Genomic DNA, 20,115 nt, shown 5'->3' with positions numbered 1-20,115 from the left:
TATACTAAAAACTGCCAGATTCTGTAGGATTAATTGGTGGTTAAAGTGCGCTATTTCTTAACTTCTTTGTATAAAGGTACTGCAGAACATGCCTCTCCGTACATAATGCTTCTTGCAAAAGGTTGTAAATAGGTTGTTGCTAAAATATAAGCACGCACAGGAACAGGCTTTTTTGAGCAGCCTTTTACAATAACAGGTTTGTTTCTGTATGCTGAATAATCAATCTTGCTTAAGATATCTTCGTATAAACTTCCGTTTAAATCCTCGATGGTACCGTTGACTGTTTTTTTGGCATAAGGTGCCAATTGAACCGCAACTAACAGTAAAGCCCAGGCGGGAATAATAGCATCGGTACTGCAGTTAACGGCAACATACTGATCCTGATATTGTGACCAGTCGTGATTTTTTAAATGCTCTCTAAAGTCTTTTTCTTTTAATAAAAAACCTTCCAAAAGCCATTGTGAAATGTCAAGCTGCACACGCATTCCTTTTGGATAATAATCCTCAAGATCAAATACTTCCAGAGCACTATTGGCAACTTTATTGATTATTTCTTCCATTTTTTTCAGTTTTCAGTTTTCAGTCTCAGTCTCAGTAAAAACTGAAAACTGAGACTGAAAACGGTATACTTTCTTAAAGCATTCCTAATTCTAATTTTGCTTCTTCGCTCATTAAATCTTTACTCCATGGCGGATCGAAAGTAATTTCTACATCAACATCTTTTATATGCTCGATTGTTTTTACTTTTTCTTCTACTTCCCTTGGTAAACTTTCTGCAACCGGACAGTTTGGGGAGGTTAAGGTCATCAGGATTTTTACCTCATAATCGGTGTTTACCATTACGTCATAAATCAGTCCTAATTCGTAAATATCTACAGGGATCTCAGGGTCGTAAATTCCTTTTAAAACTTTTACGATTGATTCACCTAATTCGTTTGTGTCTATTTCTTGTTCCATTTTATTGTTTTTTGTTTTTCACCATATAAGTGATGTAAGTTCATTTAAGTATGGTATGTATAATTTTTTTCCTTACCATATAAGTGATATAAGTTCATTTAAGTACGTATTGTATAATTTTTGTTTTTCATCGTATAAAAACATAAGCGTTCCAGCTTATATGTGCTTATATCACCTATATGGTTTAATCTAATCTTCTAACCAACGATACAATTCGTTGACGTATGTTTTTTGACCTTGGTGATAAATATTCGTGACGTTAAAATTTATCATGAGTCCTATTGGTGAATTTAAAAGTTTCATATATGACATTAGCTTAGCGATGTGAATTGGTATAATTTGATTTACCGCTTTTAATTCGAGGACTAAACAGTCTTCAATAAATAAATCACATCTTAAATCCGGCTCTAATTCTAAACCTTTATATTCAATAGGAATTATTAACTCAGATTTAAAACTAATATGTCTTAGAGATAATTCCTTAATCATGCATTTATGATAAATACTTTCTAAAAGTCCCGGCCCAATATTTTTATGAACTTCAATTACTGCTCCATTAACGTGATATATTAAATCAGCTAAATATTTCTTTCTTATCATCTGCTTTTTTAGCAATAACAGGAAATAAAAGAAAGATAAAACCTACTTTTTTAAAATATTTTTTCCCAGTAAATTATTCAAGTTCCATTTATATGAACTTACATAACTTATATGGTTTCCTAGTTGTTTTTGGCATTAAAAGCCAAAGCGTACATTTTAATATTTTTTATCATCGACACTAATCCGTTTGCACGTGTTGCCGATAAATGTTCTTTTAATCCGATTTCGTCAATAAAATCAGTGTCTGCGTCAAGAATATCTTTTGCTTTCTGATTGGAAAAAGTGCGAATTAAAATGGCAATAATTCCTTTGGTTAAGATGGCATCACTGTCTGCAGTAAATACAATTTTATCATCAGTTTGTTCGCCCTGTAACCATACTTTCGACTGGCATCCTTTGATTAAATTTTGATCCGTTTTGTATTCTTCGTTTATTAGCGGAAGACTTTTTCCCAGTTCGATGATGTATTCGTAACGTTGCATCCAATCATCAAACATTGAAAACTCATCTATTATCTCGTTTTGAATTTCTTTTATTGTCATAATTATTCTTTAGTAAAATCTACTAATAAGTTGACCAGTTTTTCAATTTCCTTTGGAGGAAAACCATTGTCAAACCCTTTTGTTTCGTAGGTTTTTCCGTTTGAAGTTATTTTTAAATTTCCGATTGCAGCCCCATCATAAAAGCGTTTTTCTGTTGGAGCTTTGAGATCGGGAATGCTTTCTAAATTCACTTTTTCAAATTCAGAAACAATTTTGTTCCATTTTGAAGCCTCTATTTTAGTTTCAACGGCTTCTTCGTTTCTGCCATTTGTAACAGAAACGGATTCATTCTGAACAAGGATTTTTTTATAAAGTCCTCTTGAAACAGCTGAATATTCAATTTGAGTCGATGTCATGTCTGCTTTTTTTTGGCTTGAACAACCAGTTGCTATAAAGACAGTTAAAAGTAATAAAGATAATATTCGCATAGTTTTGTTTTTTTTTAGCTTAGCATTGTTTTAGCTTTTTTGACGGCTTCTACCATCAAATCAATTTCTTCTACAGTATTGTAAAAAGAAAAAGAAGCACGGATTGTTCCGGGAATACAAAAGAAATTCATAATGGGCTGAGCACAATGATGCCCGGTTCTAACCGCAATTCCTAATTTATCAATTATCGAACCAATATCGTAAGGATGAATTCCATCAATATTAAACGAAACAACAGAAGCTTTATTCTTTCCGGTTCCGTAAATTTTCAGGCCTTCAATTTCCAGTAAACGTTTTGTGGCGTGTGTCAGTAATTCTTCTTCTTGCTTCTGAATGTTTTCAAAACCAATACTATTCAAATAATCAATTGCAGTACCCAATACAATTCCGCCGGCAATATTTGGGGTTCCTGCTTCAAATTTATGGGGCAGATCGGCATAAGTTGTTTTTTCGAAAGTTACTTCTTTGATCATTTCACCACCACCCTGATACGGAGGAAGTTTATTGAACCACGCTTCTTTTCCGTATAAAATTCCGGTTCCTGTCGGACCGCACATTTTATGTCCGGAGAAAGCATAAAAATCACAATCCAGGTCCTGAACATCAGGTTTTAAATGCGGAACAGCCTGTGCACCATCAATTAAAACAGCTGCGCCGACAGCATGTGCTTTTTCAATCATATATTTAATAGGATTGATGATTCCCAAAGCATTTGAAATGTGGTTTACGGTAACCACTTTTGTCTTTTCAGAAAGCAGCGCCTCAAAAGCTTCCATAATCAATTCGCCGTCTTCGTTCATTGGAATAACCTTCAGTATAGCTCCCGTTTTCTCGCATAACATCTGCCAGGGCACAATATTACTGTGATGTTCTAAAGACGAAACGATAACTTCATCACCCGGTTTTAAAATCGAAGCAAAACCATTGGTCACTAAATTAATTCCGTGTGTAGTTCCGGAAGTAAAGAGAACTTCATGCGCGAATTTAGCATTTATATGGTGCCGTACCTTGCCACGGGAAATCTCGTAGGCATCTGTAGCTAATTGACTTAAAGTATGAACACCGCGGTGAATGTTGGCGTTTATTTCCTGATAATATTTCGCGATAGCATCAATCACAATTTGTGGTTTTTGTGAAGTCGCACCGTTGTCGAAATATACTAAGGGTTTTCCGTTTACAGTTTGTGAAAGTATTGGAAATTCAGCTCTTATTTTTTGAATATCTAGCATGTCTTATTTAGAAAAAATCTATTTACAAAAGTACTAAAACTAAATTGTTTTATACGGCTATTCTATAATTTCCTTTTATGACGCCATCAACATAAGGCTAAAAGGTTGATTTGTGAATTATTATTTTAGTTTTCTGAATTTTCCGAATTGTATTTCTAAATTGGGTTGTAAAAACGTGCGTATAAATTAATTATATTGCAGTAAAAATATCTGAAAAATTATGAAAAAAATCCTCAAACTGCTTGTACTTGTTTTAGTTATTGCCTTTTTATATTTTGGGTTTACAACTTATCCGAAGCTTGATCTGATTTCCGGGTTTTCTGCCAAAAGTATAGCTTCCGGGCATTTTCTGGATAATCGTCCGTTAGATTTAATTCAAAAAACGGACAATGACATCAAGATGATAGATCTGGCTTCCAATTCAATTGATGAAGCGGGAAAGTTTGCAACGTCAAATGTCTACGGATTAAAAGAGCGAAAAGCGATTTATCGGGAAGGTTTGGGTGCCATTTTAATTAATGATGATTTTGATGTTTCAAGACCTTATTTGTTGCCAAAAAGGGCAAAATCGAAACCATTACCTTTTCCTTATGGAAATATTGATCCGGCCGATACACTCTTTTCGAATGTGGATTATTCAAAATTAAAAAAAGCCGTTGATGCTTCTTTTGATAAAAACGGAGGAAAAACAAAACGTACACGGGCAGTTGTAGTTTTGTATAAAGATAAACTGATAGCCGAAAAATACGATACCGGTTTTACAAAATACAGCAAAATTCTAGGCTGGTCCATGACAAAAAGTATTACAAGTTCTGCTTTTGGAGTTTTAGCCAAACAAGGAAAAATTGATATTTATAAACCAGCCCCAATTGCAGAATGGAAAAATGATGATCGTAAAAATATTACGATTAATGATTTACTGCACATGAATTCCGGTTTGGAATGGGAGGAGAATTACAGTACTATTTGTGATGCGACAAAAATGCTTTTTCAGGCAGAAGACATGGGAAAAGTACAAATGGATAAACCGGCACAATTTAAACCCGATACACATTGGAATTATTCTTCCGGAACTACAAATTTATTGTCCCGAATTTTAAAGAGTCAGTTTAAAACGCAACAGGAATATCTTGATTTCTGGTACAGTGCCGTAATCGATAAAATCGGAATGAGCTCGATGATTGTCGAACAGGATATGTCCGGAACTTTTGTAGGTTCATCTTACGGCTGGGCGACACCCCGCGACTGGTCGAAATTCGGATTGTTGTACCTTCATAAAGGCAACTGGAACGGAGAACAAATTCTGGATGAAAGCTGGGTAAAATATACATCAACTCCAACCAATACTTCTGAAGGAAAATATGGTGCGCAATTCTGGTTAAACGCCGGAGGGAAATTTCCTGATGTGCCTCGTGATATGTATTATTGCAGCGGATATCAGGGGCAGATGGTAGCGATTATTCCATCTCTGGATATGGTGATTGTGAGAATGGGATTGAAAGAGGAAGATCAGGGCTTTGATTTTAATGGGTTTTTGAAGGGGATAATTTCTTCTGTAAAAAAGTAATTTTAACCGCAAAGAACGCCAGGTAAAAAGCGCAAAGTCCGCAAAGTTTTTTATATCAACTTTGCGGACTTTTGCGTAAATCTTTGCGAACCTTGCGGTTAAGCTATTACAAATCGAATCCTAAATTCACGCCTAATTTCATGGCGATAATTTTAGTAATACGTTGTTTTAATTCCGGTATTTTAATGCTTTCGATAACGGCATTTGAGAACGCGTACATCAATAAAGCTTTTGCTTCTTTCTTTGGAATTCCGCGGGACTGCATGTAGAACATTGCTGTTTCATCAAGCTGTCCGACAGTACATCCGTGAGAACATTTTACGTCATCAGCAAAAATTTCCAATTGTGGTTTTGCATTGATTGTAGCTTTGTCACTCAATAAAATGTTGTTGCTTTTCTGGAAAGCGTTTGTTTTTTGAGCTTCTTTTTCTACGTAAACTTTTCCGTTGAAAACTCCTGTAGAGCGATCCGAGAAGATCCCTTTATAATCCTGGAAACTTTCGCAATTTGGCGTTGCGTGATTTACCAGCGTATAATGGTCTACGTGTTGTTTTTCACCGATAATTGTGATTCCGTTTAGGGTACTTGTCAGTCTTTCTCCGAAATGGTAGAAGTTCAGGTTGTTACGTGTAATATTTCCTCCAAAAGAGAACGTATGTACATAAACATGGCTTTCCTGTTGTTGTGAAACATAAGTGTTGTCTACCAGGTTGGCTTCACTATTATCATTTTGAATTTTGTAATAATCAACAATAGCACGTTTTTGAGCAAAAATCTCTGTAACCGAATTGGTTAAAACCGGATTTTCATTCAAACTCTGGTGACGTTCGATAATCTGAACATGTGAATTTTCTCCAACAATAATCAAATTTCGGGGCTGAACCATTAGTGCAGCTTCATTTCCTGTGGAGAAATACATCACTTCAATAGGTTTGTCCGCTACTTTTTTCTGTGGAATATTGATAAAAGCCCCTTCACTTGCAAAAGCCGTATTCAGCGAAGTCAGACTTTCGTCTTTGCTTGCAATCTGATTGAAGTAGGTATCAATAACCATCTTATATTTTGGTTTGGTCAATGCCGATGACATTAAGCAAACGTCGATTCCGTCATGTGTTGTAGAAGACAAATGTGAACTGAAAACACCATCGATAAATACTAATTTATACGTATCGATTTCATGTAAAAAGTATTTTTTTACCTGATTAAATTCAATTGCATTTTCCTGCTTTGGAAAAACCGTAAAGTCATTTTTTAAGATGGCGTTTAGCGATGTGTATTTCCAGGCTTCTTCTTTTTTGGTTGGGAAACCTTTATTTTCAAAGTTTTTTAGGGCGTTCGTGCGAATGTCGTGTAAATCTGAATGTACATCAACACGCTCTTCAAAAGCCATAAAAGACGATACTAATTTTTCTTTTAAATCCATTTCTGTAGTTATAAGTTATGAGTTATAAGCTATAAGTTTTTGCAAACCGTAAACTGTAACTGTAAACTAGTTTTCTGCTTTAATCCAGTCGTATCCTTTTTCTTCCAGTTCGTAAGCCAGTTCTTTTCCTCCTGATTTTACGATTCTTCCGTTGTATAAAACGTGAACGAAATCCGGAACGATGTAATCTAACAAACGTTGGTAGTGCGTGATCACGATAATGGCATTTTTCTCGCTTTTCAATTTGTTAACTCCGTTAGCTACAATTCTTAAAGCATCGATGTCAAGACCTGAATCGGTTTCGTCAAGGATGGCTAATTTTGGCTCTAACATTGCCATCTGAAAAATTTCGTTTCTTTTTTTCTCACCACCCGAAAAACCTTCGTTTAAAGAACGGGATAAAAATTTACGATCAATTTCCAGTAATTCCGATTTCTCACGAATCACTTTCAGCATTTCGTTAGCCGGCATTTCGGCCTGACCGTTTGCTTTACGGGTTTCGTTGATCGCCGTTTTCATGAAGTTAGTAACACTTACTCCGGGGATTTCTACAGGATATTGAAAAGAAAGGAAAACTCCTTTGTGTGCTCTTTCTTCCGGAGCTAAATCAGCAAGGTCTTCTCCGTCAAGGAAAACAGCTCCGTCAGTAACTTCGTAGTTTTCGTTTCCGGCAATTACAGCCGAAAGGGTACTTTTCCCGGAACCGTTAGGCCCCATGATCGCGTGTACTTCGCCAGCTTTAACTTCTATATTAATTCCTTTAAGGATTTCTTTATCACCAATTGAGGCGTGAAGGTTTTTTATTGATAACATTGTTTTTTTTATTTTATATAAATGTCAATTCTATTTTTGTTGTCTGGTTTAGGATGTTGGCATTAAAATGCGCGTGTCCTAAATATTCCATGCCTAAATAATCGGCTGATTTTTTGAACGGTATGTAAAAACTTTCTTCAATTTCATTGTCATGTGAATTGGAAATCACGCCAATTTTCTTTCCTCTGAGTTTTCTTCCGGTTTCTTTCTCAATACGGATTAAATCCGAAATGCGATCAAAGAAAACTTTCATAATTCCACTCATATTATACCAATAAATAGGAGTAGCAAAAATCAAAGTATCATACTTTTCGAGTATTTTTCTTATCAAAGGCAAAAAATCATCATCTATGTTTTTGCTTTCATAATCATAATAGGAAATAGTATAATCGCTCAAATTAATTACATCTGTTGCAGCATCTTTAGCGATTTGATCTACAATTTTTGTGGTGTTTCCATTTTTTCGGGAAGAACCTAAAATGATGACTGATTTGTTTTCCATTAATACTTATTCGTAATGTCCTTTCATAGAAAGGATATTGAGTATTTCGATATTGTTTTCTTCTGTTATTCTATATATTATTCGATGTTCTTTATCGATTCTTCTTGACCATCTTCCGGATAATTCATATTTTAATTGTTCCGGTTTTCCCAGTCCTTCATAAGGATGAATTAAAATGTCTTCAATTAAACTTGTGATTTTTTTCATTATTGATTTGTTTCCGGATTTCTTCCAAAAAAGAATATCCTTTTGTGCCTTTTCAGAATAAATTATTTCCACAAATCTTCAATTTTTATTTTAATTCCTTTTCCTTCTTCAATACTTTTTTCCGCGTCAAGAATTTCTTTTACAAACTTTGAATTGTATGGTTTTTCATTTTCTTCTATAATTTCAAAACCAAGAGATTTTGCCAGGGATTTTAAAACTGGAAAATCTTTTTTCTTTACATTTTTTAAGATGATATCCATAATTCTTGTTTTTTATTATCCAACAGATCCTTCAAGAGAAATCTCTAATAATTTTTGAGCTTCAACCGCAAATTCCATTGGCAATTTGTTCAGTACATCTTTACTGAAACCGTTTACAATTAAGGCAATCGCTTTTTCAGTCGGAATACCTCTTTGGTTGCAATAAAATACCTGATCTTCTCCAATTTTACTTGTCGTTGCTTCGTGTTCTATTTTAGCCGACGGATTTTTACTTTCTATATAAGGGAAAGTATGTGCGCCGCAGTTGTTTCCCATTAAAAGAGAATCACATTGCGAAAAGTTTCTTGCATTCTCAGCTCTTGGGCTAATTTGCACTAATCCGCGGTAACTGTTTTGTGATTTACCTGCCGAGATACCTTTAGAAATAATAGTCGATTTAGTATTTTTTCCTAAATGGATCATTTTAGTTCCGGTATCTGCCTGTTGGTAATTATTGGTTACGGCTATAGAATAAAATTCTCCAACTGAATTGTCTCCTTTCAAGATACAGGAAGGATATTTCCATGTTACTGCAGAACCTGTTTCTACCTGTGTCCAGGAAATTTTAGCGTTTGTTTCGCATATACCTCTTTTGGTCACAAAATTATAAACACCACCTTTTCCTTCTTTGTTTCCGGGAAACCAGTTCTGAACGGTAGAATATTTAATTTCAGCATCATCCATCGCGATCAATTCAACTACAGCAGCGTGCAATTGATTTTCATCACGACTTGGAGCAGTACAGCCTTCTAAGTATGAAACATAACTTCCGGCATCAGCAATAACAAGGGTTCTTTCGAATTGTCCTGTTCCGGCCTGATTGATTCTGAAGTAAGTTGAAAGTTCCATCGGGCAACGAACGCCTTTTGGAATATAACAGAAACTTCCGTCAGAGAAAACCGCTGAGTTTAATGCAGCATAGAAGTTGTCTTTTTGAGGAACAACGCTTCCTAAATATTTACGAACTAATTCAGGATGTTCTTTGATCGCTTCAGAAATCGGACAGAAAATAATTCCTTTTTCTGCCAGTGTTTTTTTGAAAGTCGTAGCCACAGAAACAGAATCGACCACAATGTCCATAGCGACATTGTTCATCATTTTTTGTTCATCGACAGAGATTCCTAATTTTTTGTACATCTCTAAAAGTTCCGGATCTACATCATCCAAAGTTTTGGACGGATCTACCTGTTTTGGAGCAGAATAGTAAGAAATCGCCTGAAAATCGGGTTTTGTATAATGTACATTGGCCCATTCCGGTTCGATCATTTCTTTCCATGCCCGAAAAGCCTCGATGCGCCAGTCGGTCATCCATTGAGGTTCTTCTTTTTTAAGAGAAATAGCGCGAACAATATCTTCATTTAATCCAATAGGGAATGTTTCCGATTCAATATTAGTATAAAATCCGTATTCGTATTCTTTGGTTTCGAGTTCGATTTTTAAATCGTCTTCAGTGTATTTTGACATTTTTTTCTTTTTTAAAACGCTGTAAGAAATTGATTTTCTTAAACATTTAAATTTTTGCTTTTATAAATTCGTTTGATTTATAGAGAAAAAGATTCTCCACAACCACAGGTTCTGCTTGCATTTGGATTATTAAACACAAAACCTTTTCCATTTAATCCTCCGGAAAATTCAAGAATTGTCCCGGCTAAGTATAGAAATGATTTTTTTTCAACTGCAATTGTTATGTCGTTGTCTACAAATATTTTATCGTCGTCGCCTTTCGTTTTATCAAATTTTAAATCATATGACAAACCAGAGCATCCGCCACTTTTTACACCTACGCGTACGTAGTCATGAGTGGCATCAAAACCATCATCTTTCATCAGGTCGATGATTTTCTTTTTGGCTGTATCAGAAACTTTTATCATTGTGTTTATGGTATTTATCTTTTCTTATATTTTAAGCTGCATTTAATAGTAATGAAATTATTACATTTTAAAGTGCTGTCTTTCAATGTTGAAATGAAATTATCTGCAAAGATACGACTTAAAAACCTTTTTCCATAATGGTTCACATTATTATAACAAATGTTAAAATAGACAGAAGTTATATAATAATTGCAGCAACCGTTTTTATGTTTCGAATGACTTCTGTAATTACTAGAATTGAAGAATAATAAGTAAGAAAATTGTTTTGTAGGGTTTAAGCGTCAATAATATTCGTAAAATGTTAAAAAGGCGTATTTATACGTATTCCCGCTAATTAATTAGTGGTATTTTTGCAGAAAATTGTGAGTTTATGAAAGAACAATACAATAACAAGTGGCTGACAGCACTTCTGGCAGTATTTTTCGGTTTTGGACTAGGGGCTACAGTCTTTATTTTTAGTAAGGGACCCATTGACAGGGAAAAAACAAAGGATGTAAATAAATTACAGGGAATTGTGGAACCCAGTCAGGAAACTAAGGACCAAAAGAATATATTAGATTCTCTAAATGTTTTAAAGTTGGCTTATGATGTCGCGATTCTGGAAAAAACAGCCCTTTCTCAGGAATTGGAACTGGAAAGAAGAAACGTTGAAAATCTGATGGAAATTATCAAATACTCTAAAAATCCTTCGCCTTCACAAATAAAGGTTTATCGAAAGCAATTATCGGATTTAAGTGCTAAAGTGCTTGAAATTAAAAATTTAAAATTTCAAAATAAAAACTTACTGACTGAAATTGAGATTCAGAATCTGGTAATGTATAAGCAAAAAGCAGAAAATGATACTTTACTATTGAAACAAAAAAAGTTAGAATCCACTTTAATTGATGCGTCTAAATTATCAGCGAATACTTTTAAGGTAATTGCACTTCGTGAAAAAAAATCGGGAAAAGAACTGGAAACCGATAAAGCCAAAAGCACTAAAAAATTAAAGATTAGTTTTTCTGTTAATGGAAATACTGTTGCAAAAACGGGAAAGAAAGTTTTTTACATTCAGGTGCTGGATCAGAAAAACACCGTTCTGGGAGAAAATAAACTGATAGAATTTGATACTGATAAAGCTTTGGTTTATAGTTTTATAGTGGTGGTTGACTTTCAGGGAAAACCTGCCAATGTTTATGGAATTTTGAATGAGGAAGACGGATTTCAATTTGAAAAAGGAACTTACTTTGTCAATTTCTTCGACAAACAGGAAATCATGGGTAGCGCTTCTATTACGCTCGAATAAGGTGATTTTTTTTGCGACTAATTTCGCTAATTTTCGCTAATTTTTCTTTTGATTATAAATGAATTCAGCAATTTTATTTGAGATGTGAGTTTCTAAATGATTAGTGAAATTTGTGGCGGACTTTTTTATTTCTTTTCCTCTAATTAAGAAAGATTGCGTTTTTGAAGGTGAATGTTTAGTATAAGGAAATCCAATTTCCTAGCTTTGTTTCACTAATAGAAACTTAAGCTCATGAAACTTTATCCAATAGAATCCGGAAATTTTAAACTTGATGGAGGCGCGATGTTTGGGATTGTACCTAAAACAATCTGGAACACAACCAATCCTGCCGACAGCAATAATCTGATTGATATTGCAGCGCGTTGTCTTCTTATTGAAGAAGGGAATCGCCTGATTTTGATCGATACCGGAATGGGAGACAAACAATCGGAAAAGTTTTTTGGATATTATTCGCTTTGGGGATCTCATTCGATAGATAAATCATTAGCAAAATATGGCTTTAGCCGGGACGATATAACTGATGTTTTTATGACGCATTTGCATTTTGATCATTGTGGAGGAAGCGTTCAGTGGAATTCGGATAAAACTTTTTATGAGCCCGCTTTCAAGAATGCTAAATTTTGGACCAATGAAAATCATTGGGAGTGGGCAACAAAACCGAACGCGCGTGAGAAAGCATCTTTTCTTTCAGAAAATATTTTGCCCATGCAGGAAAGCGGACAACTGAATTTTATAAAACGTCCTGAAGCTGATTTTGGTTTTTCGGAAGAAATGAATTTTGGAATTTATTATGTCGATGGCCATACCGAAAAGCAAATGATTCCGCATATTCAATACCAGGATAAAACCATTGTTTTTTGTGCCGATTTGTTAGCAACAGCAGGACATATTCCGTTACCGTATGTTATGGGTTATGATACAAGACCTTTATTGACAATGCCGGAAAAATCAAAATTTTTGAATGAAGCAGCAGATAAAAATTATTATTTGTTTTTAGAGCACGATGCGCATAATCAGATTATAACGGTAGAACATACCGAAAAAGGAGTTCGATTGAAAGAAGTTTTTACTTGCGAAGATATTCTTTAGAAGATGATTTAAAACATAAAAAAATCCCGTTTTCAAATATTTGTGAAAACGGGATTTTTTAGTTGTACTAAATTATATTATTCAACGATGATTTTCTTCGCTGAAGCGGCATCGCCATTTATTAAATAAACATAATAAAAGCCTTTTGGTAAACCAGATAGGCTAATTGCGTTATTGCTTTCTCCATTACTGAAAGTGAATGATTTTACTAATTGTCCTAATGAATTATAAACGTTTGCTTTTTCTAAAACAATGTTGTTAATATGAACCTCACCATTAGTCGGATTTGGATAAACTACGGCTTTTTCAAAAACTGAATCTTCAACACCTAAAGTGGTACAATTTGAAGAATAAACAGCTTTAGGATCTTTTTTATCCGACCAATTTTTATTGGAATAATTTTCATCATCGACATTAATACAAGTAAGCAGAGCATTATTTTTAAAATTAGAATCAGTCAGATCAAAATTTTTGTTATTTCCGTTTTTTACATTCAAATTCTTCAGCTTATTATTGTGGCTGTTAAATTTAGTCACGCCTATATTTTTAGAAATATCTAAACTTTCTAATAAATTGTCATTGCAATAAAAAGTAGTCAAAGACAGATTTTTTACTACATCCAGGGTTGTCAATTTATTATTTGTACAGTCGAAAGTTTGCAAAGCTAAATTTTTGGAAACATCAATAGTAGCAAAAGAATTTTTACTCAAATTTAAATATGTCAAAAATCTATTTGCTGAAAGATCAAGACGGGTAAACTCATTTGTGCTGCAATCTAAAAAAGTTAACAATATATTTTTAGTCAGATTTAAACTTTTTGCAGAATTCTTTGAATAATATAAAGTAGTTAAAAGAACATTTTCTGAAAAATTTGGTGCGTTAATTTTATTTGAACCACAATCTAAGTAAGTTAAAGATGTAAAATCTTGAATTCCTGTTAAATTAGAAATATTGCTAGAAGCAACATCTAAGTTTTCGACGTAACAGATGTTAGCAGTTAACACTTTTCCGTTCTTACCATCGGTATCAATTCCTATGGTTATTAATTTTTCTTCAAAAGCGGGATCTGGGATAAGCGTATAAGGAATATTTTCAGGGCAACCTTCACTATAAATAGTTTTTGCATCTTTAGAAGTCGCCCACTGGGAGTCGGTAATAGTTTCCTTGTCAACGGTGATGCACTTTAAATTAGGATTTTCTTTAAAATAGTGGGTTTTCACTGCTCTATTGTTTCCACTTTTCAAATTCAGATTAAATAGATTGTTTTTGGTGCAACTAACATAAGTTAATAAATAATTTTCTGAAAGATCAAGACTTATTATTCTATTATAAGAACAATTTAGGTAATTAAGCTTAATGTTTTTAGAAACGTCCAGATTTGATAATCGATTACTAGAACAATCGAGATAAGTAAAATTAGGATTTTGAGGAAGTTCTAAAGTAGTTAAAATATTACTTCTACAATAGAGTTCAATCAGTTTCAAATTATTCTTTAGGTTTAAAGTTTTAAGGTTTAAATTTTCACAATATAAATAGTTTAAATTAACATTCTTAGATAGATCTAAAGAACTTACTTGATAATTATCTGAACAACGTAATGATGTTAAAGCAATATTTTTTGAAACATCTAACGAAGTCAACTTATTGCTATTACAGCTTAAAGAAGTTAATTCGGTAAAATCTTCAATTCCAGTCATATCTGATACGTTTCTGGAAAAGACAGATAGACTTTTCAGAGAAGAAATGTTTGCTGTTAATACTTTTCCATCAAGTATAGGTGAATCTTGTCCAAGATCTACAAGTACTTCTTCAAAATTTGGATCAGGAATAGCCGTATAACGTCCATCACAAGCGTAGGCATAAGCAGACTCATTGGCTTTGTTTCCGGCCCAATTTTTACTTGAATAGATTGGATCGTCTACAGTGATACATTTCAAATCTTTAGTACCATAAAAACTTAAATGAGAAATAAAATTCCAGAAAAAGGCCTTATTATTTCCATTTTTTATATTTACGCTTGTTAGGGAGTTGTTTTGACAATAGAAAGATTTCAAAGCTGTGTTTTTTGAGGCATCCAGATTTGTCAGTAAATTGTAGGAACAATCTAAAGTGACTAAGGCAGTGTGTTTTGAAATGTCAAGACTTGTTAGTGAGTTTTTTTCGCATAGTAAAGTGATTAAGGCAGTATTTTTTGAAATATCCAGACTTGTTAATTTATTGGATGCACATTGTAAATTGGTCAAGCCTAATTTTTCAGAAACATCCAGAGTAGTTAGTCTATTACCATTGCAAATAATAGCAGTTAAAGCTGAGTTTTTAGAAATATCCAAGTTTGTCAACAAGTTGTTCTGGCAATTTAAAGTAACTAAAGCGGTATTCTTAGTCAGATTTAAACTTGTCAATTGTTGACCTTGACAAATTAGTAATGTTAATGCTGTGAAATCTTGGATTCCCGTCAAATCTTTAACTAGACCAGCCCCATTAGTATTAGCAGTAATATTTAAAGAAGTTAATGTAGCAATATTAGCTGTTAACACTTTTCCATCTGTCGTAACCAAGAGCAATCAAGTTTTTTTCAAAACTTAAATCTGGAATAAGTGTATATTGCTCGGTTCCTTTAGCATAGATCTGTATATGATCTATAGTGGCATTAAACCCGATATTATCAAGAGTATTTAAAGAAATACTCAAATCGTAAGATAAATTTTGATCTGGCGTGAAAGTAGTTTCAACAGCTGTCCAGTTGTTGTTTATGGCAAAATAACTGCTAGAAAGGGTTGTCGAACTTCCGTTTTTGTTAATGTTTAATACAATTGGGTGAGAAGTATTATAATTACTGCTTAAGTATTTATATTTGAATTTAACTACATACGTAATTCCTGCATTTAAAGGAACTTGTGTTGTAATTTTCGGAATCAAGGCACTATTTGTAAAAGATAGTCTTGCGCTGTTGAATCCTTCCCAATACTCTGCAGTGTTTTGAGCAACATTGTTTTGAGTTGTCCAATCGGACAATACGGTTGCGCTTGCCCATTTTTCAAATCCTCCATTTAGGACTAAATTGGTTTGTGCATAAATAGAAAAATTGGCTAATAATAGCACTAAAAGTAGTTTTGTTCTCATAGATTACATTTATGGTTTTTTGAATACAAGGATACGAATTACAAATCAAATTTTATTACGGAAAGACGTATTAAAAATAAATAATTTTGTAGTATAGTTTAAACTAAAAATCCCATTTTCAAGTGAATGAAAATGGGATTTTCTGTTAAACGAGTTCGTCCTTATTCAACAATAATCTTCTTCGCCGAAGAAGCATCCTGATTGATTAAGTATACATAGTAAATTCCTTTAGGAAGTCCCGATAAGTTGATTGTATTACTACTATCAGCGGTATCCAAAGTAAATGATTTTACCAGTTGTCCTAATGAATTGTACACGGTTGCTTTTTCTAAAGAAACGTTATCAATAGTTACCTCACCTTTCGTTGGGTTAGGGTACACCACTGCGTGATTAAACACAGAATCTTCAAGGCCTAATGAACAGCTATTAGAATAGGAAGCAGTCGCATCTTTAAAGAATACACCGCTAGTGCTTGCAAATGAAGCGTTGTCTACTGTAATACACTTCAAAGCAGGATTGGTAAACATGAATGCAGTTGTAAAATTGATATTATTACCATTTTTAAGATTTAATGTTTCCAATGCATTTTCTGACGCATTGATGTACACTAAACTGGTATTTTTAGAAATATCTAAACTCTTAATTTTGTTTTTGTTGGCCTGTAAAGTAGTAAGGTTTTTATTCGCAGCTACATCAAGAGCTGTTAAAAGATTTCCATGACAATACAACTCAATAAGGTTTAAATTTTTTGACAGGTTTAATGAAGTCAGATCATTAAACTGACAGTTTAAAAATTCAAGGGAAACAAAACCTTCAATTCCTGTTAAATCTGCAATTTCATTCAATTCTACATTTAAATCTTTTACAACAGCAATCGATGATGTAAGCACTTTTCCGTTTTTACCGTCAATATCAATTTTTAAATCAATAAGGGCTTGTTCAAAATTTGCATCCGGAATTAAGGTAAAACTGCTGCAATCTACAGCAAAGAAAGAAGTTTTGTCCAGTTTGCCATTCCAGTTGTCGTTAGAATACGCTGCGTCATCAACCTGAATACAGCTCAAAGAAGGGTTTTTTGTAAAGTTCACACTAAACCAGTCCAGTTTTGTGTTTTGACCGTTTTTCAAATTCAAAGAACTTAAGTTGTTATTTGAAAAATCAATATACAACAAAGCAGGATTTTTTGAAATGTCCAAACTTGTTAAAGAATTGTAAGCAACCCTTAATTCGGTCAACAACGGATTGTTTGCCGGGTTGTAAGAGGCTACAGTATTTGTGCTGAAATTTAAAATTTTCAAAGAAGTGAAATCCTGAATTCCGGTAAGGTTTGCAATAGCGCTTGATGAAATATCTAAAGTTGTAACAGAAGCAATACTTGCCGTTTTAACTTTTCCGTTTTTACCATCAGTATCAATGCCTAAGTTTATCAGTTTTTGCTCAAAATTAGCATCCGGAATTAGCGTATAAGGGGTACAGTCGACATTAAAAGAAGCCGATATATCTTTTCCGGTACTCCAGTTTGTAATAGCATAAGAAGTGTCATCTACTAAAATACAAGTTAACTTTGGATTTTTAAGCATAACTACACTTGTAAAAGCAGTGTTGTTTCCATTTTGAAGATTTAAATAATTCAAATCATTTTCAGAAGCATTTAAGCTCACTAACTTTTTGTTTTTGGATAAGTCTAAACTTTTTATTTTGTTTTTGTTTACCTGTAAAGTGGTTAGGTTGCTATTTACAGCAACATCAAGAACTGTTAAAAGATTTTCATGACAATACAATTCAATTAAGTTTAAATTCTTTGACAAATTTAGGGACGTTAAATTATTGTACTGACAGTTTAAAAATTCAAGTGAGGTAAAATCCTCAATTCCGGTTAAATCTGCAATTTCGCTAAATTGAACGTTTAAATCCTTAACAACAGCAATTGATGCTGTTAATACTTTTCCGTTTTTACCATCTTTATCAATTCCTAAATCAATTAATTTTTGTTCGAAATTGGCATCCGGGATTAGTGTATAGGCTGTACAATCAAGGTTGTATTTTGCATTTACATCTTTAATAGTAGCCCAATTTGCATCAGAATAAGCAACATCATCAACCTGAATACATTTTAAACTTAAATTATTTTTAAAATTGGTATCCGGCAAAGTCAGGTTAGTATTATTACTGTTTTTCAGGTTTAAAGAAGTCAGAAGATTATTACTAAGCCCTAGTTTTACCAGTTTACTATTTGTAGAAACATCAAAAGTTGTAAGTTGATTGTTTTTAGCATCAATCAATGTTAGTTCCGGATTTTTGGAAACATTCAGAACCGTTAATTTATTAGAATCGACTATCAATTCTTTAAGAGAAGTGTTGGCAGAAAGATCTAAAGCTGTCAGTTGATTGTTACCACAATACAAATTAACTAATTGCGTATTACCTGAAACATCTAAAGCGGTTAATGCATTATTCCTGATGTCTAACTTTTTTAGTGCTGTTAAAGCCGAAATATCTACAGTAGTTAATTTTCCGTTGGAACAGGTTAATGTTGTTAACGAAATATTGTTACTAACATTCAGACTCGTTAATAAAGTACTTGGCGCGTATAACTCTTCTAATTTAGTATTATGTGATAAGTCAAGACTCGTAATAGAGTTCACATAACAATTAAGATAAGTTAGGGATTTAAAATCCTGAATACCGGTTAAATCAGTAATAGAACTCCATGAAACATCTAAAGTAGTTACATTTTCAATACGTGATGTTTTTACTTTACCATCGGGAGCACCAAAATCAATTCCTAATGAGATTAATTTTTTCTCAAAATTAAGATCAGGAATTAAAGTGTAAGGAATCGTATTACAATCTGTACTAAAGGTTGCTTTAGTTGGTTTGAATGCCGACCAGTTTGCATTAGCATAGTCAGCATCATCTACCTGAACACAGTCTAAACTGGCATTAGAGGTAAAACTTAAATATTGTAATTTTAAGTTATTTCCATTTTTTAAATTAAGGCTTCCCAGAGCATTTCCATTATTGCTTCTAAAACTGGTAAGCGCCGTGTTTTTAGACAGGTCCAATTCCTTTAAAACGGGACTGTTAATACTAATGTCTGCAAGAAGTAAATTGTGCGACAAATCTATCGAAGTAAGACCTGTATTATCACTGTCTATATGGTTTAAAAGTGGATTTTGAGAAATATCTACAGAAGTTAACTGCGAACTTTGATCAATAGACAAAAAAGTCAGTAAAGGATTTTGAGTAACATCAACCGATTTTAAGGTTTTCTGACCGCAGCTTAAAGAACTTAATTTTGCGTTTGATCTCACATCAAAAGTTTCTATAAGATTCTCCGAGCAGACAAAAGTCTTTAGAGCAGTAACATTAGAGACATCAATAGTCGTTAACTTATTTCTCTGACACCAGAATTCCCAAATTAAAGGGTTGTTCGAAACATTTAAAGAGGTTAATAAATTGTCAGTGACAATTATAGACTCTAATAATGGATTTGATGATAAATCCAGACTAGTTACTTTAGTACTGCTGCATCTCAAATATCTCAAAAGTGAATTATGGCTTAGATCTAATGTTGTAAGGGCATTTCCATCACAATCTAAATTTTCCAAAGCAATATTTTGAGAAATATCTAAGGTCGTTAATCCTGTTAATGTAACGTATAAGTTTTTTAAAGTACTATTATTTGTTACATTTATATTTTGCAGGTTATTCCTTTCAACGCTCAATGTGATCAAAGAAGGAAGGAACGAAACATCTACACCGGTTAATTTGTTTTTACTCAGTCCAATCAGTGTTAAAGATGTGTTTTTAGAAAAATCAATAGATGTTAATTGATTACTTCCGGCGCTTAGTTCATTCAAACCAGTATTGTTCGAAATATCGAGACTGGCTAATTGATTGGAATAAATATACAGAATTTTTAAATTAATGTTTTTGCTTAGATTAATGCTGGTGAGTGTGTTTCCGCTGCAATCTAACTTCGTTAACGAAGTGAAATCCTGGATACCGGTTAAATCTGCAATTGAATTTCTGGAAACATCAAGAGATGTTACGCCCGAAACCTTTGAGGTTAAAACCTGTCCATCGGCAGTACCCGAATCAATACCCAATGCGATTAATTTATTTTCAAAATTGGCATCCGGAATAGCCGTGTACTGCGCATAAATAGAAAAATTGGCTAATAATAGCAACAAAAGTAGTTTTGTTTTCATAGAGT

General features: G+C 33.4%; 19 protein-coding genes. 3 read left to right on the top strand and 16 right to left on the bottom strand.

Going from position 1 to position 20,115, the window contains the following annotated elements; translation table 11 throughout:
• Positions 1 to 50: 50 nt before the first annotated feature.
• The 6 genes from EV142_RS02920 to EV142_RS02895 form a co-directional block, all read right to left on the bottom strand.
• Positions 51 to 560 (bottom strand): DUF2480 family protein, encoded by a 510-nt coding sequence (locus EV142_RS02920; RefSeq protein ID WP_132032529.1) that lies wholly within the window; start codon positions 558 to 560, stop codon positions 51 to 53.
• A gap of 73 nt (positions 561 to 633) precedes the next feature.
• Positions 634 to 957 carry an SUF system Fe-S cluster assembly protein gene (locus EV142_RS02915; RefSeq protein ID WP_053472865.1) on the bottom strand — a complete coding sequence of 108 codons (324 nt, stop codon included), beginning with the start codon at positions 955 to 957 and terminating at the stop codon, positions 634 to 636.
• Between the two features lie 189 nt (positions 958 to 1,146).
• Positions 1,147 to 1,557 carry a GxxExxY protein gene (locus EV142_RS02910; RefSeq protein WP_132032527.1) on the bottom strand — a complete coding sequence of 137 codons (411 nt, stop codon included), beginning with the start codon at positions 1,555 to 1,557 and terminating at the stop codon, positions 1,147 to 1,149.
• A 119-nt stretch (positions 1,558 to 1,676) separates the two neighbouring features.
• The gene (locus EV142_RS02905; RefSeq protein ID WP_132032525.1) at positions 1,677 to 2,099 is read right to left on the bottom strand and encodes a SufE family protein; all 423 of its coding nucleotides are present in this window, start codon (positions 2,097 to 2,099) and stop codon (positions 1,677 to 1,679) included.
• Positions 2,100 to 2,101: 2 nt separating this feature from the next.
• A complete protein-coding gene (locus EV142_RS02900; protein ID WP_306462529.1) occupies positions 2,102 to 2,455 on the bottom strand; it encodes a hypothetical protein in 354 nt (117 codons plus the stop codon).
• Positions 2,456 to 2,541: 86 nt separating this feature from the next.
• Positions 2,542 to 3,756 carry an aminotransferase class V-fold PLP-dependent enzyme gene (locus EV142_RS02895; RefSeq protein WP_132032521.1) on the bottom strand — a complete coding sequence of 405 codons (1,215 nt, stop codon included), beginning with the start codon at positions 3,754 to 3,756 and terminating at the stop codon, positions 2,542 to 2,544.
• A 220-nt stretch (positions 3,757 to 3,976) separates the two neighbouring features.
• Here EV142_RS02895 and EV142_RS02890 point away from each other — a divergent pair, with 220 nt between their 5' ends.
• Complete coding sequence (locus EV142_RS02890) at positions 3,977 to 5,323, top strand: serine hydrolase domain-containing protein (RefSeq protein WP_132032519.1); 1,347 nt, start codon at positions 3,977 to 3,979, stop codon at positions 5,321 to 5,323.
• Positions 5,324 to 5,429: 106 nt separating this feature from the next.
• On the opposite strand, the gene sufD is transcribed toward EV142_RS02890, so the two are convergent.
• The 7 genes from sufD to EV142_RS02855 all read right to left on the bottom strand — a co-directional run bounded on the left by sufD (position 5,430) and on the right by EV142_RS02855 (position 10,399).
• The gene (gene sufD / locus EV142_RS02885; protein WP_132032517.1) at positions 5,430 to 6,746 is read right to left on the bottom strand and encodes a Fe-S cluster assembly protein SufD; all 1,317 of its coding nucleotides are present in this window, start codon (positions 6,744 to 6,746) and stop codon (positions 5,430 to 5,432) included.
• 66 nt (positions 6,747 to 6,812) lie between these two features.
• Entirely contained in the window at positions 6,813 to 7,559 is a 747-nt protein-coding gene (gene sufC, locus EV142_RS02880) for a Fe-S cluster assembly ATPase SufC (RefSeq protein ID WP_132032515.1), read from the bottom strand.
• A gap of 13 nt (positions 7,560 to 7,572) precedes the next feature.
• Positions 7,573 to 8,061 (bottom strand): flavodoxin family protein, encoded by a 489-nt coding sequence (locus tag EV142_RS02875; RefSeq protein WP_132032513.1) that lies wholly within the window; start codon positions 8,059 to 8,061, stop codon positions 7,573 to 7,575.
• A gap of 6 nt (positions 8,062 to 8,067) precedes the next feature.
• Complete coding sequence (locus tag EV142_RS02870) at positions 8,068 to 8,340, bottom strand: Txe/YoeB family addiction module toxin (RefSeq protein WP_132032510.1); 273 nt, start codon at positions 8,338 to 8,340, stop codon at positions 8,068 to 8,070.
• The gene (locus EV142_RS02865) at positions 8,331 to 8,528 is read right to left on the bottom strand and encodes a DUF2683 family protein (RefSeq protein WP_132032508.1); all 198 of its coding nucleotides are present in this window, start codon (positions 8,526 to 8,528) and stop codon (positions 8,331 to 8,333) included. Before EV142_RS02865 ends, EV142_RS02870 begins: the two co-directional genes overlap by 10 nt.
• A 15-nt stretch (positions 8,529 to 8,543) precedes the next feature.
• The gene (gene sufB / locus EV142_RS02860) at positions 8,544 to 9,992 is read right to left on the bottom strand and encodes a Fe-S cluster assembly protein SufB (RefSeq protein ID WP_132032506.1); all 1,449 of its coding nucleotides are present in this window, start codon (positions 9,990 to 9,992) and stop codon (positions 8,544 to 8,546) included.
• A 77-nt stretch (positions 9,993 to 10,069) separates the two neighbouring features.
• Positions 10,070 to 10,399, bottom strand: coding sequence for a HesB/IscA family protein (locus tag EV142_RS02855; RefSeq protein ID WP_132032504.1), 330 nt, complete (start codon positions 10,397 to 10,399; stop codon positions 10,070 to 10,072).
• Positions 10,400 to 10,769: 370 nt separating this feature from the next.
• Here EV142_RS02855 and EV142_RS02850 point away from each other — a divergent pair, with 370 nt between their 5' ends.
• Complete coding sequence (locus EV142_RS02850; RefSeq protein WP_132032502.1) at positions 10,770 to 11,684, top strand: hypothetical protein; 915 nt, start codon at positions 10,770 to 10,772, stop codon at positions 11,682 to 11,684.
• 231 nt (positions 11,685 to 11,915) lie between these two features.
• Complete coding sequence (locus EV142_RS02845; protein ID WP_132032500.1) at positions 11,916 to 12,773, top strand: MBL fold metallo-hydrolase; 858 nt, start codon at positions 11,916 to 11,918, stop codon at positions 12,771 to 12,773.
• A 77-nt stretch (positions 12,774 to 12,850) separates the two neighbouring features.
• Here the strand turns inward: EV142_RS02845 and EV142_RS02840 are convergent, their stop codons facing one another.
• From EV142_RS02840 to EV142_RS02830, 3 genes are all read right to left on the bottom strand, one after another.
• Positions 12,851 to 15,331 (bottom strand): T9SS type A sorting domain-containing protein, encoded by a 2,481-nt coding sequence (locus EV142_RS02840; RefSeq protein ID WP_132032498.1) that lies wholly within the window; start codon positions 15,329 to 15,331, stop codon positions 12,851 to 12,853.
• Positions 15,297 to 15,896, bottom strand: a complete 600-nt coding sequence (locus EV142_RS02835; protein WP_132032496.1) for a carbohydrate binding domain-containing protein — start codon at positions 15,894 to 15,896, stop codon at positions 15,297 to 15,299. The genes EV142_RS02840 and EV142_RS02835 overlap by 35 nt, the downstream gene beginning before the upstream one ends.
• Before the next feature lie 161 nt (positions 15,897 to 16,057).
• Entirely contained in the window at positions 16,058 to 20,110 is a 4,053-nt protein-coding gene (locus EV142_RS02830; RefSeq protein WP_132032494.1) for a T9SS type A sorting domain-containing protein, read from the bottom strand.
• Positions 20,111 to 20,115 lie beyond the last annotated feature (5 nt).

Origin of the sequence: Flavobacterium circumlabens, from assembly GCF_004345565.1 — a bacterium.
Taxonomy (GTDB): domain Bacteria; phylum Bacteroidota; class Bacteroidia; order Flavobacteriales; family Flavobacteriaceae; genus Flavobacterium; species Flavobacterium circumlabens.
The sequence above is the reverse complement of the archived record's forward strand: the minus strand, read 5'-3'. Positions and strand labels throughout refer to the sequence as shown.